The organism is Cobetia sp. BL01, assembly GCF_056493605.1.
In genome coordinates, this window is record NZ_JBVBEE010000002.1 from 80,333 (window position 1) to 94,271 (window position 13,939).

The 13,939-nt window shown below is 62.6% G+C and carries 14 protein-coding genes; 3 read left to right on the forward strand and 11 right to left on the reverse strand.

Annotation, left to right across the window (positions count from 1 at the left end; all coding sequences use genetic code 11):
* Window positions 1-123: 123 nt before the first annotated feature.
* The 5 genes from ACZYGA_RS04045 to ACZYGA_RS04065 form a co-directional block, all read right to left on the reverse strand.
* On the reverse strand, window positions 124-594 hold the full coding sequence (locus ACZYGA_RS04045) for a YbaN family protein (protein WP_479398402.1): 471 nt from the start codon (window positions 592-594) through the stop codon (window positions 124-126).
* A gap of 173 nt (window positions 595-767) precedes the next feature.
* The gene (locus ACZYGA_RS04050) at window positions 768-1,919 is read right to left on the reverse strand and encodes a glycerate kinase (RefSeq protein WP_479398614.1); all 1,152 of its coding nucleotides are present in this window, start codon (window positions 1,917-1,919) and stop codon (window positions 768-770) included.
* A gap of 316 nt (window positions 1,920-2,235) precedes the next feature.
* The gene (locus ACZYGA_RS04055; RefSeq protein ID WP_077372464.1) at window positions 2,236-3,078 is read right to left on the reverse strand and encodes a CvfB family protein; all 843 of its coding nucleotides are present in this window, start codon (window positions 3,076-3,078) and stop codon (window positions 2,236-2,238) included.
* 250 nt (window positions 3,079-3,328) lie between these two features.
* Window positions 3,329-3,817, reverse strand: coding sequence for a YajQ family cyclic di-GMP-binding protein (locus tag ACZYGA_RS04060; protein WP_077372461.1), 489 nt, complete (start codon window positions 3,815-3,817; stop codon window positions 3,329-3,331).
* Window positions 3,818-3,895: 78 nt separating this feature from the next.
* On the reverse strand, window positions 3,896-4,522 hold the full coding sequence (locus ACZYGA_RS04065) for a GNAT family N-acetyltransferase (protein WP_279855038.1): 627 nt from the start codon (window positions 4,520-4,522) through the stop codon (window positions 3,896-3,898).
* A gap of 220 nt (window positions 4,523-4,742) precedes the next feature.
* Between ACZYGA_RS04065 and ACZYGA_RS04070 the strand changes: the two genes are divergently transcribed.
* A complete protein-coding gene (locus tag ACZYGA_RS04070) occupies window positions 4,743-6,296 on the forward strand; it encodes a RimK family protein (protein ID WP_084209062.1) in 1,554 nt (517 codons plus the stop codon).
* 164 nt (window positions 6,297-6,460) lie between these two features.
* On the opposite strand, the gene ACZYGA_RS04075 is transcribed toward ACZYGA_RS04070, so the two are convergent.
* From ACZYGA_RS04075 to ACZYGA_RS04095, 5 genes are all read right to left on the reverse strand, one after another.
* Window positions 6,461-7,408 (reverse strand): DUF2797 domain-containing protein, encoded by a 948-nt coding sequence (locus ACZYGA_RS04075; protein WP_255303038.1) that lies wholly within the window; start codon window positions 7,406-7,408, stop codon window positions 6,461-6,463.
* Window positions 7,396-7,674 carry a YeaC family protein gene (locus ACZYGA_RS04080; protein WP_176493003.1) on the reverse strand — a complete coding sequence of 93 codons (279 nt, stop codon included), beginning with the start codon at window positions 7,672-7,674 and terminating at the stop codon, window positions 7,396-7,398. The genes ACZYGA_RS04075 and ACZYGA_RS04080 overlap by 13 nt, the downstream gene beginning before the upstream one ends.
* A gap of 108 nt (window positions 7,675-7,782) precedes the next feature.
* Window positions 7,783-8,673 (reverse strand): rhomboid family intramembrane serine protease, encoded by an 891-nt coding sequence (locus ACZYGA_RS04085; protein ID WP_479398404.1) that lies wholly within the window; start codon window positions 8,671-8,673, stop codon window positions 7,783-7,785.
* A 316-nt stretch (window positions 8,674-8,989) separates the two neighbouring features.
* The gene (locus ACZYGA_RS04090) at window positions 8,990-10,057 is read right to left on the reverse strand and encodes a metallophosphoesterase (RefSeq protein ID WP_084209065.1); all 1,068 of its coding nucleotides are present in this window, start codon (window positions 10,055-10,057) and stop codon (window positions 8,990-8,992) included.
* 16 nt (window positions 10,058-10,073) lie between these two features.
* Complete coding sequence (locus tag ACZYGA_RS04095) at window positions 10,074-10,958, reverse strand: NAD(+) kinase (protein WP_077372443.1); 885 nt, start codon at window positions 10,956-10,958, stop codon at window positions 10,074-10,076.
* Window positions 10,959-11,357: 399 nt separating this feature from the next.
* Here ACZYGA_RS04095 and ACZYGA_RS04100 point away from each other — a divergent pair, with 399 nt between their 5' ends.
* The gene (locus ACZYGA_RS04100; RefSeq protein WP_077373190.1) at window positions 11,358-11,936 is read left to right on the forward strand and encodes an RNA polymerase sigma factor; all 579 of its coding nucleotides are present in this window, start codon (window positions 11,358-11,360) and stop codon (window positions 11,934-11,936) included.
* The gene (locus ACZYGA_RS04105) at window positions 11,933-12,736 is read left to right on the forward strand and encodes an anti-sigma factor (protein ID WP_479398405.1); all 804 of its coding nucleotides are present in this window, start codon (window positions 11,933-11,935) and stop codon (window positions 12,734-12,736) included. The genes ACZYGA_RS04100 and ACZYGA_RS04105 overlap by 4 nt, the downstream gene beginning before the upstream one ends.
* Window positions 12,737-13,005: 269 nt before the next feature.
* Here the strand turns inward: ACZYGA_RS04105 and ACZYGA_RS04110 are convergent, their stop codons facing one another.
* Window positions 13,006-13,392, reverse strand: a complete 387-nt coding sequence (locus ACZYGA_RS04110) for a histone-like nucleoid-structuring protein, MvaT/MvaU family (protein WP_077372437.1) — start codon at window positions 13,390-13,392, stop codon at window positions 13,006-13,008.
* Between the last annotated feature and the right edge of the window lie 547 nt (window positions 13,393-13,939).

Here is a 13,939-nt window from a genome sequence, read left to right on the forward strand (position 1 = left end):
GACTCCACGATCAACGCCGCGCGGACGATGCCACACGGCAGGAAAACATCGGGCAGCGATGGCAGCCTGCCACCGCGCCCGCGATGAATGGCCCCTCACGGGAGGGGCAGGACACGCGAATGACTAGTCGTTCTGCAGGCGTTCGCCGCTGACGGGTCGGGAGGGCTCATCGAAGGGCTCGGCCGGGGAAGGCGCAGGCGCGAGTTCCTCGTATCCCCCGCGCGGCTCGGGGCGCGTGCCCAGCCAGATGGCCAACAGGGAAAGGAAGACCAGCAACGAGACCTTGACCGCCATCACGGAAACGGTGAAGAGAATGATCAGCATCGAGACCACCAGCATGCCGACCGCCAGGATGCGTGCACGCAGCGGGATGGCACGCTCGCGCTCCCAGGAGATCAGGGGAGGCCCGATCTGGGGGTGTTCGCGAATGTAGCGCGCGAAGCGAGGGGAGCCGCGACTGGCACAGGCCAGCGCCAGTAGCATGAAGACGGTCGTCGGCAACAGGGGCAGGAACATGCCGGCAAACCCGATCGCGAAGAACAGCCAGGCCAGCCCCAGCCAGCAGATCCGCTTCATGCGCCGAAAAATCATCATCTCAAGGTCCCCTCAACCATCGGGCGCACACCGCGTGCCACCTGCTACCAGTCAAGCGCCAGATGCCTCCCGAGGGAAGTGCATTCTGGCTATCTTTCCCATAGCTGCTGCGTGCATGGTAACGGGCTTGCCCGTGACACGAAAGGCGAACGGGATTGCGGTACAGGCGACATTCAGTCGCTGTGCGCCACCTGCCAGAGGCGCATGATGGCTTCACAGCGGTCCGCCAGCAGTTCAGCGGTGCGCGTCAGGGCCTGCTCCAGCGGCATGGCAGCGTCACACAGGGTGAAGACGGCGCTGACGCCTTCGTCATGCGCAGCCTGCCAGCCATCCGCGAGACGCCCTGCCAGCACGATGGCCGGCACTCCGGCCGCTCGGGCGGCACGCGCCGCGCCGATGGGCGTCTTGCCTCCCAGGCTTTGCCCATCCAGCCCGCCCTCGCCGGTGATCAGCAGGTCACACCCTTCCAGGCGCTGCGCCACGTTCAGTCGTTCCATCACAAGCTCGATGCCCGGGCGCAGCTCCCCCGTGAGCCAGGCCGCCACTGCGTAGCCCATGCCACCTGCGGCACCAGTGCCCGGCAGCTGCTGGTGGTCCTCCCCCAGCACCTCGGCACTCATCCGCGCGAAACGCCCCAGCGCGACGTCCAGCTCCTCGACCACCGCCTCATCCGCGCCCTTCTGCGGCCCGAACACGGCCGTCGCGCCACGCGGGCCACACAGCGGGTTGTCGACGTCCACCGCCGCGGACACCTTGAGAGTCGCCAGCCGCGGGTCCAGGCCACTGGCATCCAACCGCGCCAGTCGTGCCAGCGCCGCGCCTCCGTCCGGCAGTTCGTCACCCGCCTCATCCAGCAGGCGCAGACCAAGTGCACGCAACATGCCGCTGCCGCCATCGTTGGTCGCGCTGCCGCCCAGCGTGACGATCAGGCGCTCGGCACCGGCCTCCAGCGCGGCAAGCACCAGCTGTCCGACGCCGTAGGTACTGGCGATGCGCGCATCACGCTCATCGGGGCTGAGCAGGTGCAGACCACTGGCCTCGGCGAGCTCGACGATGGCCGTGCGGCTACCCGCTTGCCAGCCCCATTGCGCAGTGACCTCACGCCCCAGCGGATCACGTACCTGAGCGCTGCGCGCCTCGATGGGATCTGCCTCGCTTGCAGCGGCCAACAGTGCCACCAGGGTGCCCTCTCCGCCATCTCCCAACGGGCACAGGTCGAGCTCGGCCTCGGGCAATACGCGCCGGATGCCGCTCGCCATTGCCTCGGCAGCCTCCAGCGCAGGCAGCGCCTCCTTGTAGCTGTCAGGGGCCAGCAGGATACGCAACGCCGAACGAGAGGAGGAAGTGGTAACGGGAGACATGGGCTGACGATCCTTGTTGTCAATGGTGGGGATGATCTCAGGTGCTCCTGCGTGATCAGGCATGCGCTGGATGACGCCACGGCACGCTCGGCGCGTCATGGACACGCAGGGCGACTCATGGTCCGCAGGATCCTGACGCTCATTGGTGCCATGCGCTGCCCACAAACGCAACTGCCACCCACCGGAGAACCGACGAGTGGCAGCGAAATTGCCGACGGGAAGCTTGTGATGCTGGCGCGGCAGAAGCCGCTCGGGCGATGCGCGACGCATCACCGGCACCTCACTTGACCAGGCGCGTCTCGGTGGGGGCCAGTGTCACCTTGCCCTCGCGCTTCAGGTGGCCGATGGCACGCTTGAAGTTGGCCTTGCTGGCGCCGAAGGCGTCGCTGATGGCCTGGGGGTCGCTCTTGTCACCCAGCGGCAGTACCCCGGCGTTGGCTTCCAGACGTGCAAGGATGCGGTCCGCCAGCTGTTGATGGCCTGCAGGGCCCGGTGCCTGCGGGGTCAGGTCGATGTTGCCGTTGCCATCATTCTTGAGCACCCACAGACGCAGACGATTGCCGATATGCAGGCGGGTGAAGATGCGATCATGGTGCACCAGCCCCCAATGGGCATTGTCGATGATGATCTTCATGCCCAATTCGGTCTTCGCCGCCACCAGGCCGGAGATTTCCTGACCGACGGTGTACTCGGCCGGAGTCTTGTCCAGCCAGCGATCCAGGCGCATCGACGCGACCATGCGATCGCTGTGCTTGTCGAGCCCCACGTGCACCATGGCGAACTGGCCCGCCTTGAGCTCACGCTTGCGCTCGCCGTAGGGCAGCAGCAGGTCCTTGCCAAGGCCATTGTCGAGGAAGGTGCCGATGTCATTGACCTCGACCACCTTGAGGGCGGCGAACTCACCGACCATGGCGCGCGGATAGCGCGTGGTGGCCAGCAGGCGGTCTTCATCATCAAGACTCACGAAGACTTCCACCGCGTCACCGATATCGGCACCGGCAGGAATGAAGGGAGTCGGCAGCAGGATTTCACCGCGGTCACCGCCGTCGAGGAAGACGCCGAAGCCGACCCGCTTGGTGATGGTCAGGGTATTGCGCTGGCCGATAGCGAGCGGAGCAGACATGTAACCTCTCTTTGCGCAGCCCGACCCACCCGGGGCGAGCGTCACGCGAATATGACGAACGAAGATGGTGAAACGCTTTGAGAGCGCAGCGCCTGAAACGGGTACGTGACGCTTTCAAAGCGATTCAAACGAACACAGCACCGCTCGCCGAGAGCGAACGGTGCTGAGAGTGGCGCCCCTGACACTTGTCGACGACATTTGCCGCTGACAGCGGTCAGCCGTGACATGAGCGCCAGGCGCGCGAGGAAGATCAGTCGCGGAAGTTGTTGAACTGCAGCGGCAGCTCGATGCTCTCGTCACCTTTCAGCAAGGCCATGGCACCTTGGAGATCATCACGCTTCTTGCCAGTGACGCGCACCTTCTCACCCTGGATCTGGGCCTGGACCTTGAGCTTGGCATCCTTGAGCGCCTTGACGATCTTCTTGGCGGTCGGCTGATCCAGCCCCTGCCGCAGCACCAGCTGCTGGCGGGCACGCACACCGCCGGTGTCAGCGTCCTTCTCTTCCAGGCAACGCACGTCGATGCCACGCGCGATCAGGCGACCCTTGAGCAGCTCGATCATCTGACGCAGCTGGAAATCGGCGTCGGCTTCCAGATTGACGGTCTCTTCCTTCTCGAGTTCGAAGCCGGCAGTCACGCCCTTGAAATCAAAGCGTGTCGCAAGTTCGCGATTGGCCTGATCGACGGCGTTCTGAACTTCGTGCTTGTCGAGTTCGGAGACAATATCGAATGACGGCATGGGAGCGATTCCTTTGAAGCCATGAAGAATAAACAGCGCATCCTAGCCCATGGGGGCGACGCGCGCCATGCCCGGCCGTCAGGCAGCGCCCGCATCTCCCCACGTCGAGATCCCCTCAGCCCTGATGTCGCTGCTGCTGGCGGGCGGGTTTGATGAGGGAATCACCAGTGACTTGCGCATCTTCCAGGCCGCCGCGCCGTCGGCGTAGTAATCGCGCAGGCGACCATTCCTGGCAAAGCCGTGGCGCTCATAGAGGGTGATCGCTGCACCGTTGCCGGTATGCACTTCCAGATCGAACTGCTCACAGCCCTGCTCGATGGCCAGCTGCTCGAGCGCGATGAGCAGACGCTGGGCGAGACCGCGTCCGCGCGCCTCGGGATGCAGACAGAAGGAATAGAGTCGTGCCCGGCGTGAATTGCGTCGGAACAGCACGGTGCCATAGCCCAGCACGCTGCGCAGCGGGGTGGCGTCATCCTGCGCCACGCTGCCCGCCGGCCACAGTGCGGCCATCGCATTGCCTGCCGCCGGCAGGGCGTCCGAGCCATCGCCTTCTGGCTGGATGATGACGAGGGTGCGTGCATTGGCACGCAGAATCAGATGGGACAGCTGACGACGACTGAACCAGTCGCTATCGAAACTGACTTCCTCGAGCTCTACCAGAGCATCGAGATCGGCCCGGATCGCCGGACGCAGAATGGGGGTCATGATGCAGGCTCTCCCGCCTGTCAGCGCCCTGAGGCAGCCCTGAAATCAAGGTGTCGTGGGGCGGTAGCAATCCGCTGCATTCTGGGCATGCAGGCACGTCTTGTCTCGACCTATTTGCATGAAATTATTTCATCTTGTTGTCTATTGCGATGACGGAGATTGTTTTTCATGATGCGCTGCATTCGGCACCGCTTCGGTGCCCGCCCTTCGAGGCTACTCAATGTCCCGCCTGCGTATCGTGGTTGACCGTGTCAGTGACTGGCGCGCCTTCTATCCCAGTGATGATGTCATCAGCGCCCACGACTTTCTGTCCGAGCTCTCCCACGACAGCTCCGTGCCCACGGACCGGGCAGACCAGGACGCTCCGCAGCCCGCGACCCACGTCATCAATCTCTGCGGCGGGCTCGATTACCTCGGGATCGGCTATTACGTCTCGCTGCTGGCACAGGCGCGCGGACAGAAAGCCCTGCCGTCGGTGGAAACGCTCAACCAGCTGTCGCGCAAGTCACTGATCGACATGGAACTGGGCAGCATCCGTGTGCTGCTTGAGGAGCTGACGCGCAAGAGCGCCCTGCCCGCCCCGCAGACAGTCCCCCACGAGACCGGCAAGCATGCGCATCTCGACCTGCTGCTGACCTTCGGTGAGAGCGATGACCCCGCACTGGCACGTCTCGGTCGCAAGCTGTTCGAGCGACTGCCCTGCCCGTTGCTCGAGGTGCGACTCGAGGCGCGTGGCGAGCGCTGGACCCTCAGGCGAGTGCGCCCGCAATCCTTGAACCATCTGGCGGAAACGGACGAGGATCGCTTTGCCCAGGCGCTCAACCGCCATTCCCGCAAGGTCTGGCGCACCCCGAAGGCTCGCCGCCACTATCGTTTCGACCTGGCGATGCTGGTGGACCCGAATGAGGCACTGCCACCGTCCAATCGTACGGCGCTCAAGCACTTCATCCGCGAGGGACGCCGCCTGGGCATCGACGTCAGTCTGATCACCAAGCGTGACGAGGGACGTCTGGCCGAATTCGATGGGCTGTTCATCCGCGAGACCACAAGCCTGGACCACCATACCTACCGCATGGCCAAGCGAGCCGAACACGAAGGGCTGGTGGTGATCGACGACAGTCAGTCGATTCTGCGCTGTACCAACAAGGTCTTCCTGCATGAGCTCCTGAAGGCTCGCGGCCTCAGCGCCCCACAGGGGCGCCTGATTCATCGCGGCGAACTGCGCCAGCTGGCCGAACGCGGACAGCACATGCGCTATCCGCTGGTGATGAAGGTGCCGGATGGTGCCTTCTCGCGCGGCATCGTCAAGATTGACGGGCCGGAGACACTGGTGCGTGAAGCCGAGCGACTGTTCCATGACTCCGCTCTGCTGCTGCTGCAGGAATGGCTCCCAACCGAGTTCGACTGGCGTATCGGCGTGCTCGACGGCAAGGTGCTGTTCGCCAGCCGTTACTACATGGCGCGTGGCCATTGGCAGATCTATGACCACAGCGGCGCCCGCACCCGCTCCGGCGGCTTTGCCACCGTTGACCCGAGTGACGTGCCCCCCGCCGTGATCAAGGCGGCTCTCAAGGCGACACGTCTGATCGGTGATGGGCTCTATGGAGTTGACCTCAAGCAGCTCGAGGATCGCGTGGTGGTCATCGAGGTCAATGACAACCCCAATCTGGATGCGGGGGTCGAGGATGTCGTGCTGGGACGCGAGCTCTACCACCGAGTGATGCAGGTTTTCCTGGAGCGCATGCAGGCGCGCCGCCAGCCCGTGCTCGGCTGAATCCCCCGGCTGAATCCCCCGGCTGAATCCGCTGGCTGAACCAGTCGGGCCGGCATCTCTCTTCGATATCCCCAGGCCATACGACAACGCCCGCACTCCTGGAAGGGAGCGCGGGCGTTGTCATTCTCATTAGCCTTGAGTTTATTTCGCAACACGGGGCGCTGTCATTCGCCGAGCTGGACCTCGACCTCATACCCCGTGAACTTGCGCAGATTGATCACCCCGCTGTCGAGGATCAGATACTGACCCTTGAGCCCTTCGAGCACGCCTTCCACCACGGGTGTCTTGTCGAAGTTGAACGAGGTGACCTTGGTCGGCGCGGTACGCACCGGAAACTCGAAGGCCAATGCCGTGGTATCCAGTACCCGGATGGCGTCTTCACCGCAATGCGCCTGCAGCGCCGCCAGACCCTCGGCCATCTGCTCGAGCAGTGCATCACGCTCGGCTTCCAGATCAAGCTCGGCCACATCGCCCTTGAGCATCGCGCGCCAGTTGGTGCGGTCATTGAGTGCCTGCTTGAACAGCACCTCGACCAGCCCTGACTGCAGACGATTGGAGACCTCGACGATGGGCAAGGCCTGGATGGCACCCTGATCGAACCAGCGCGTCGGCATCTGGGTCTTGCGGGTGATACCGACCTTGAGGCCGGAGGAGTTGGCCAGGTAGACGATATGCGGCTGGAAGCAATGCTCCTCACCCCACTGAGGATCACGACAGGTGCCTTCCGCGAAGTGGCAGGTCTCCGGCTTCATGATGCAGCCATCACACTGTGGCAGCTTGCGAAAGCAGGGATAGCAATGCCCCTGCGCGAAGCTCTTCTTGGTCTTGCGCCCGCAATGGCTGCAGTGGATCTGACCGGTGAAGTCCAGGCGTACCTTATGGCCAATATAGGCGTTCAGCGGCTGGGTGATCTCGCCCAGTCGCAGGCCATAGCTGGCCGCCAGCGGCTCACGCGAGCCTGACTGCGCATCCGCCGAGGTATCGATCGCAAGCGCCTCACCGGCAGGCACGATGGACATCTTGCGGATGTCCCCTCTCAGGGTCACCGACTCCACAGCGGGCTGAGGTGCGCCATCGACGTCCAGTGCATCATCCAGTGTCAGTTGACCCACTTGATCTGCTCCGGCTCATCGCGTGAAGCAGTGTCGTCACCGTCACGCGGACCGCAAGTACCGTTGTCGATGAAGCCGACACGTGACTCGGCAGGCACGTTGTTGTGGACCTCGTACTTGATGACGGCTTCCATGCACAGCTCGACCTGCTCCGAGGTCAGCACCCGGCCGTCCGGCCATTTGCGCAGCTGCATGGACTGCTTGAGGCTCTCGTAGATGGCCGGGGTCATCTGTTCGACCATCCCGTCGAAAGTCATGTCACTCATGGGGGTTCTCCTGATGCTGGAGCACGGCGCGGGGGCAGCGCCACGCGGGCAACGTGACGCCACGCCGTGCAAAATGCGTCCATTCTATCATTGTCATCCGCCTGGCTGTCATGACGTGGTGCCCGGTGCGCGGCGCGGCAGCACGAATCCCAGCACCAGTCCTGCCAGCAGTCCACCGAGATGCGCCTCATTGGCGATGGCCCCAAGGCCGATGGCACTCGATAGCGGTGTCATGCACAGCACCAGATAGATCAACATGAAGATCATCAGCGAGCGCTGCATCTGATAGCCCAGCATCGGCCGTCGACGAGCCGCGATGAAGACATAGCCGATCACGGCGAAATCGATTCCCGAGAGCCCACCGAACAGCACACTGCCGGTGGCGTACTGCGCCAGGTTGGCAGCCACCCCGCTCACCAGCACCACCAGCGCGAAGCGCCAGGCGCCATCGATGGCCTCGATCTGGCGCCCGAACACCCATAGCCACAGCAGATTGAAGACCAGATGCAGAATGCCGAAATGCATCAAGGAGGGTGACCACAGCCGCCACCACTCCCCCGCCAGTGTCGTGGACAACGGCGCCGGTGCAATGTGCTGACTGCCCACCAGCTCAAAGGGCACGATGGCCAGCCATTCGAACACCGCCGCCTGACCCAGCACGTACTGACAGAGTACGGTGAGGCAACAGGCGAGCCCGACCAGCCATGTCAGCGGAGTCTGTCTGACGAGCTGCCAGAGACCGCCCGATGAACCGCTTGAGAAACCCGACGCCTCCGTAGCCTCATCGCGCAGCGGCTCTCCGCGTGAGTGGCGCTCCAGCATCGCGATCACGCGGGGGAGCTGCTCGGGGTCCGCCAGCCACAACATCTGACGCACCGCCTCCCCGTCAGGGGTCGAGACGCGCTCGGAGGTGATCTGGTGGCCGATCTTCTCCGCCCACAGCGCCTGACGCAGTGCGAGCGTATCGAAGGAGTCGTCTAGAGTCAGAACCTGGAACATGCAGTGTCCTTGCAGTGACAAGTCAGCGTGATGGCATCTCTCGACAGTAGCCCGACGTCGAGAGCGCCGATGGGCGGTCGGTGGCAGATCCAGCTGATGCCACTCTGGATAGGGACTTGTCTGGAGAGCCGCGATGGCGGCGATGACAAACTGACAGGCATAAAAAAAGTCCGGTGGGGGGCACCGGACTGAGCAAGGGATCATTCAAGGGAACACTTACTCTGAGTCCGGGATGGTGCTTTGGTTCACTGGTTGCTTATTGAAAAAAACAATGGCGATGAGAAAAGTCCGGCAGGTATGACTATGGCCCAGCACGCTATCCCCTCATCTCACCGCGCCCCGACAACTCCTCGGCCGGCAACTCTTCCGGCAGTGGACGACTCGAGGGTTCGCGCGGCACCGGCACCCAGACGAAATTGGCGGCATCCAGCGTCGCTTCGCCACTGAAGCGATAGGCGACCAGGCGACCGCATTTGACGGCGCTGTAATCGAGACAGGCGATATTGGTCGCCGGGAGCGCAGGCACCCCTTCACACCAGTAATGCCCCAGGAACAATGGCAATTGCTCTGGTCCGTAATACGGCAATTTCTCGAGCTCGCCCTCGCTCAACCAGCGCGACTCCAGCTCTCCCGGCAGATTGTCGGGCTGGAACACCACATCGCCATAGGTGCGAGGCTCGCGCGCCCAGAAATGCGCCCGGAAACTGCGGCGCGTGAAGCCATCCCCCGAGTGGATCTCGACGCCCTCCGGCAAGCGCAGACTGGTCCCCCGAGTCAGGCGATCCAGCACCCGATAGGCAAAGCTCGAGGGGTCGACGGAGTCCTGCAGGAAGGCTTCATCGATGCAGCCATCCGGAAAGCGCGCCAGAAACGGACGCACCAGCGCTTCATCCCAACAGGCGTGGACCACGCGCAGACCACTCTTGCCCTCTCCCAGCGACGGCAGTTCAAGACACAGCGGCATGCGCATGAACCAGCTCAATGCGTCATCCCACTCATCGGGATGATGCTGATACTGATCGAGCGTCTCGCGAATGATGCGATTGTGCCGCGAGGTATGCGGGCGCAGAAAATCACGGTGATCGCCACTCTCCCGCAGGCGTGCACGCCGACAATAGGCCAGCGCGTTGTATTCATGGTTGCCCATCACGATCAACGCCTCACCGGCTTCCACCATCCGGCTGGCCAACTGGACGGCCAGTCGGATACGAGGCCCACGATCGATGATGTCACCAAGAAAGATCACCTTGCGCGAGGCATGACGATACACGCCATCCTTCAGGTGATAGCCGAGCTTCTCCAGCAGCGCCGCCAGCGTGGCGCCACAGCCGTGCACATCACCGATCAGATCATAGCCATCCCGTGGCGCCACGAATGCGTTCATGCTGCTTGCCTTGATGTCATTCGCCGAGGCGGTTGCTCCAGCCGAGCTTGGTGCGACAGATCTCGAAATAGTTGTGCTCCAGCGGATGGATCAGCGTCAGACGTTCGCGCTTGCGACGAATCTTGAGCACATCGCCGGGCTTGGCCACGACCTGAGTCTGGCCATCGCAGCTGATGTGGGGATAGGTCGTGTTGCTGGCGCTGATGTGCAGGAGTATCTCGCTGGCCGCGTCGATCACGATCGGACGACTGGACAGCGTATGCGGGAACATCGGCACCAGCGTGATGGCCTCCAGGCGCGGGTGGACGATCGGCCCGCCGCCGGAGAGCGCATAGGCAGTCGAGCCGGTCGGAGTGGCCACGATCAAGCCATCGGAGCGCTGGGAATAGACGAACTGGCCATCGATGAACAGCTCGAACTCGATCATCCGCGCCGCCTTGCCAGGGTGTAGCACGACATCGTTGAGGCCGTCCGCCGCGCCTATCTTCTCGCCGTCCCGAAAGACTTCCGCCTCCAGCAGGAACCGCTGCTCACTGAGGTAGTCACCCTCGAGCACCTCGGCGACCTTTTCCTCCAGCTCATCTGGACGGATGTCGGTGAGAAAGCCCAGACGGCCGCGATTGACGCCCAGTACCGGCGTGCCACTGCGACACAATGCACGCGCCGCGCCCAGCAGACTCCCATCACCGCCCACCACGATCACCAGATCACAGCGCTCGCCCATCTGACGACGGCTCGCCACCTCAAGGCCATGGTCAAGCAACAGCGTCGCCGTGCGCTCCTCGATGATCATCGCCAGCTGGCGAGCCTCAAGAAAGCGAATCAAGCGCTTGAGCGTGTCCACTACCTGAGCACTGCCCAGTCGACCAATCACGCCGATCGTATTGAATTGCTGCTTCATCACGCCTCCCGGGCTGTCATGCAGAACATTATGCGGACTCCCTTCACCAGCGGCAATGCACCTGCATTTTCCGTTGCAGCATCAAGCCACTACCCACCCTTGGCGATATCAGCACATCCAATTGCCTGAATGGCGCGTTAGTTCAGGCATATCGCAAGACATTGTCCCGGTCCACGCCCGCGTGTGACAGACAGCGACTCAACGGGACCGGACCAGCACGCCATGCTCTGCATGTCTCGCCATCAAATCACCTTCATGCCTCCTCGACGTGCTCCATCAATGTCACAGCCGAGGGGTTCACACGACTCTGGAGCTCTCTCCATGTCACTTGCCAACCTCTCATGGGGCGACTACCGTCAGCTGAACGATGGATTCCCAGCCAATGGAGTCGGGCCCCCGATGCCAGCACACACGACACCCGTCAGTTCGCAAGACCCGGACGACTTTGACCACGCCAGTGCCATAGAGGCCTGTGCGCTCGGTGATGAAACCGCCTTTCGTCGCCTCTATGACCTTGAGTCCGGCCGCATGCTGGCACTTGCCATGCGCCTGCTCGGCAGCCGGGATCAGGCCGAGGACGCCGTCCACGATGCCTTCATCAAGCTGTGGTCCAATGCCGGCCAATATCGCCGTGAACTCGGCAATGGCCGCGCCTGGCTGTTCACCATCCTGCGCTATCGTGCACTCGATCAGCTGCGGGCCCAGGGACGGACGCCCCGCGGTGACAGCGAGGCGCTCGACAGCCTCGCCGACTTGCTCGCCAACCCGGAAGCGGCAGCACACGACAGTCAGACAGCCCATCAGCTGAGCGATTGTCTGGGTGAGCTGGAAGCCCCACGACGCGAACCCATTCTGCTGGCGTTCTTCAAGGGCCTGACCCACGAGCAGATCGCCGAAAAACTCAGCGCCCCGCTCGGCACCATCAAGGGTCGCATCCGTGCCGGACTCAAGCGACTGCAGGAGTGCCTGTCACGATGAACCATTTCCCGATCCCCGAATCTCCACAAGAGCAGAATCTGTTGCTGGGTGAACACACCCTGGGCCTGCTGGACCCCGAACGTGAAGCCGAGGTGCGCGCCTGGATAGAGCGCGACGATGAGGCCGCCCGCATGGCACTTCGCTGGCAGCAGCACTGGCTGAGCGTCAGTGATCGCCTGCCGCCGGAACCGGCCTCCGATTCGCTGTGGAAACGCATCGATGCCAGCCTGACGCGCCTCAAGCAGACTCCGACGCCAGCCCATGACACGGGTGGCGCTCCTGCTCCGCAAGCCCCCTGGCTGTGGCGCTGGCTGGGAGGCGGGCTGGGTCTGGGGCTGGGCGCCGGACTCGCTCTTGCTCTGGCGATGCAGGTGGGGCCCTTCGCGCCTCAATCACCACAAGATGGCACCCCGCCAGTGGCGACCGAAGTGCCCGAGTCATCCGCGCAGCGCATGGTCGCGGTGCTGCAGACTCTCGAGGACCCTGCCACGCCGACCTGGGTCGCCAGTGTCACGGCCGGTGGCGGACTTCAGTTGACACCCAAGGTCACTATCGAGCGTCCGACGGATCGCGCCATCGAACTCTGGACCCTGACCGATCCAGCGGAGGGCCCGCGTTCGCTGGGTCTGGTGGACCCGGTGGCAGGTATCGAGTTGAGCGCCGAACAGATCGGCCGCATGAGTCCGGGCCAGTTGCTCGAGATGACACTGGAGCCCAGCGGTGGTTCGCCGACCGGCAAACCGACCGGCAAGGTGCTGGCCATCGGCCGCCTGGTCAACCTGGGACAGATCGACAGCTGACGGGAGCACTCTCTGCCCAGGCCCGCCCGCCCTGCCACGCCATGCCTTCTCATCAGAGGCTCGCCGTGCAGGGCGGGAGGCGCCATGCTCTCGGAGGCCCTCCAGGCCAAGGGGAGCAAGGTCAGCGCAATGGCAACATCAGCGCCAGACACGAACGCCAGACACGAACGCCAGACACGAACGCCAGACACGAAGAAGCCCCGCCATGGCGGGGCTTCTTCGTGTCTGGTCAACCGTCTCTTCAGCAGATGCTCAAGGAAAGTGTCAACTCAGCTCTCGGTACGCTCGAGCCAGGATTCGACGGTTTCGGCACCGTGCTCTTCCTTCCACTCTTTCAGCTGCTTGTGATTGCCACCACGGGTCTCGATCACTTCACCGGTATTCGGGTTCTTGTAGACCTTCAGCTTGCGCTTGCGGCGAACGCCGCCAGCCTTGGTTTCCGCGCTCGCGGCAGCTGCCGGCGTCTGGCTGGCTTTCGGATCCAGCAGGCCAATCACGTCGCGAGTGGACTTGCCGTATTCACTCATCAGGGAATCAAGCTTGTCCTTGAATTCCAGCTCATTCTTCAGGCGATCATCGTTGCGCAGGCTTTCCAGTTGCTCTTGAAGTTTCTTGAGCTCTTGTTCTTTCTGCATGAAATCGGTCAACAGGGACATGGGGTTCTCCAAGGGTATCGGGACAGTCAGGAATTCACTTCCGGAAACAGGTGCTGCGAAAGAAATCGCCGATCAACAAATAACAGCTGCTTCCTGGATTTGGCTCACGCAGGGACTTGGGACAGTAAGACCCTACAGAAGCTGAAGGGATTATAGACCAAGCATGTCCACGCCGTGAAGCACTAATCAACTAACGACAAGTTAATCAAGCGCTCTCTGGAATGCAATAGCTGGCACTCGAAAAGATATGTGAATTCAAAATAGTCTCTGCCTGCAAATATCGTTAATTAGAATCGACATGAGCCTAGAGTCCCTATATGGCGGGCGTCAGCGGCCGTCAGGCGGTATTGTAGAATCACATCGACATCACAGGCAGGTAAATTCTCTCGCTGGCAAGCCGCAGCTTTCATGAAGTATTCATATTGTGACTTTTTCAGTAGCTCTTTCATCACACATCATCACTCCGAGTCCCTCTTGTTCTTGAGCGTATCCTCAAAAGCATGCAGACACAGAGGAAAGTAAACCTTCGCTTCAGCTCCACCAATCC

Bases quoted from the DNA above. Each gene is read 5' to 3' on its own strand.
- ACZYGA_RS04045 (WP_479398402.1), bottom strand. From the start codon at position 594: ATGATGATTTTTCGGCGCATGAAGCGGATCTGCTGGCTGGGGCTGGCC.
- ACZYGA_RS04055 (WP_077372464.1), bottom strand. From the start codon at position 3,078: ATGTCTGCTCCGCTCGCTATCGGCCAGCGCAATACCCTGACCATCACC.
- ACZYGA_RS04060 (WP_077372461.1), bottom strand. From the start codon at position 3,817: ATGCCGTCATTCGATATTGTCTCCGAACTCGACAAGCACGAAGTTCAG.
- ACZYGA_RS04065 (WP_279855038.1), bottom strand. From the start codon at position 4,522: ATGACCCCCATTCTGCGTCCGGCGATCCGGGCCGATCTCGATGCTCTG.
- ACZYGA_RS04070 (WP_084209062.1), top strand. From the start codon at position 4,743: ATGTCCCGCCTGCGTATCGTGGTTGACCGTGTCAGTGACTGGCGCGCC.
- ACZYGA_RS04080 (WP_176493003.1), bottom strand. From the start codon at position 7,674: ATGAGTGACATGACTTTCGACGGGATGGTCGAACAGATGACCCCGGCC.
- ACZYGA_RS04085 (WP_479398404.1), bottom strand. From the start codon at position 8,673: ATGTTCCAGGTTCTGACTCTAGACGACTCCTTCGATACGCTCGCACTG.
- ACZYGA_RS04090 (WP_084209065.1), bottom strand. From the start codon at position 10,057: ATGAACGCATTCGTGGCGCCACGGGATGGCTATGATCTGATCGGTGAT.
- ACZYGA_RS04095 (WP_077372443.1), bottom strand. From the start codon at position 10,958: ATGAAGCAGCAATTCAATACGATCGGCGTGATTGGTCGACTGGGCAGT.
- ACZYGA_RS04100 (WP_077373190.1), top strand. From the start codon at position 11,358: ATGCCAGCACACACGACACCCGTCAGTTCGCAAGACCCGGACGACTTT.
- ACZYGA_RS04105 (WP_479398405.1), top strand. From the start codon at position 11,933: ATGAACCATTTCCCGATCCCCGAATCTCCACAAGAGCAGAATCTGTTG.
- ACZYGA_RS04110 (WP_077372437.1), bottom strand. From the start codon at position 13,392: ATGTCCCTGTTGACCGATTTCATGCAGAAAGAACAAGAGCTCAAGAAA.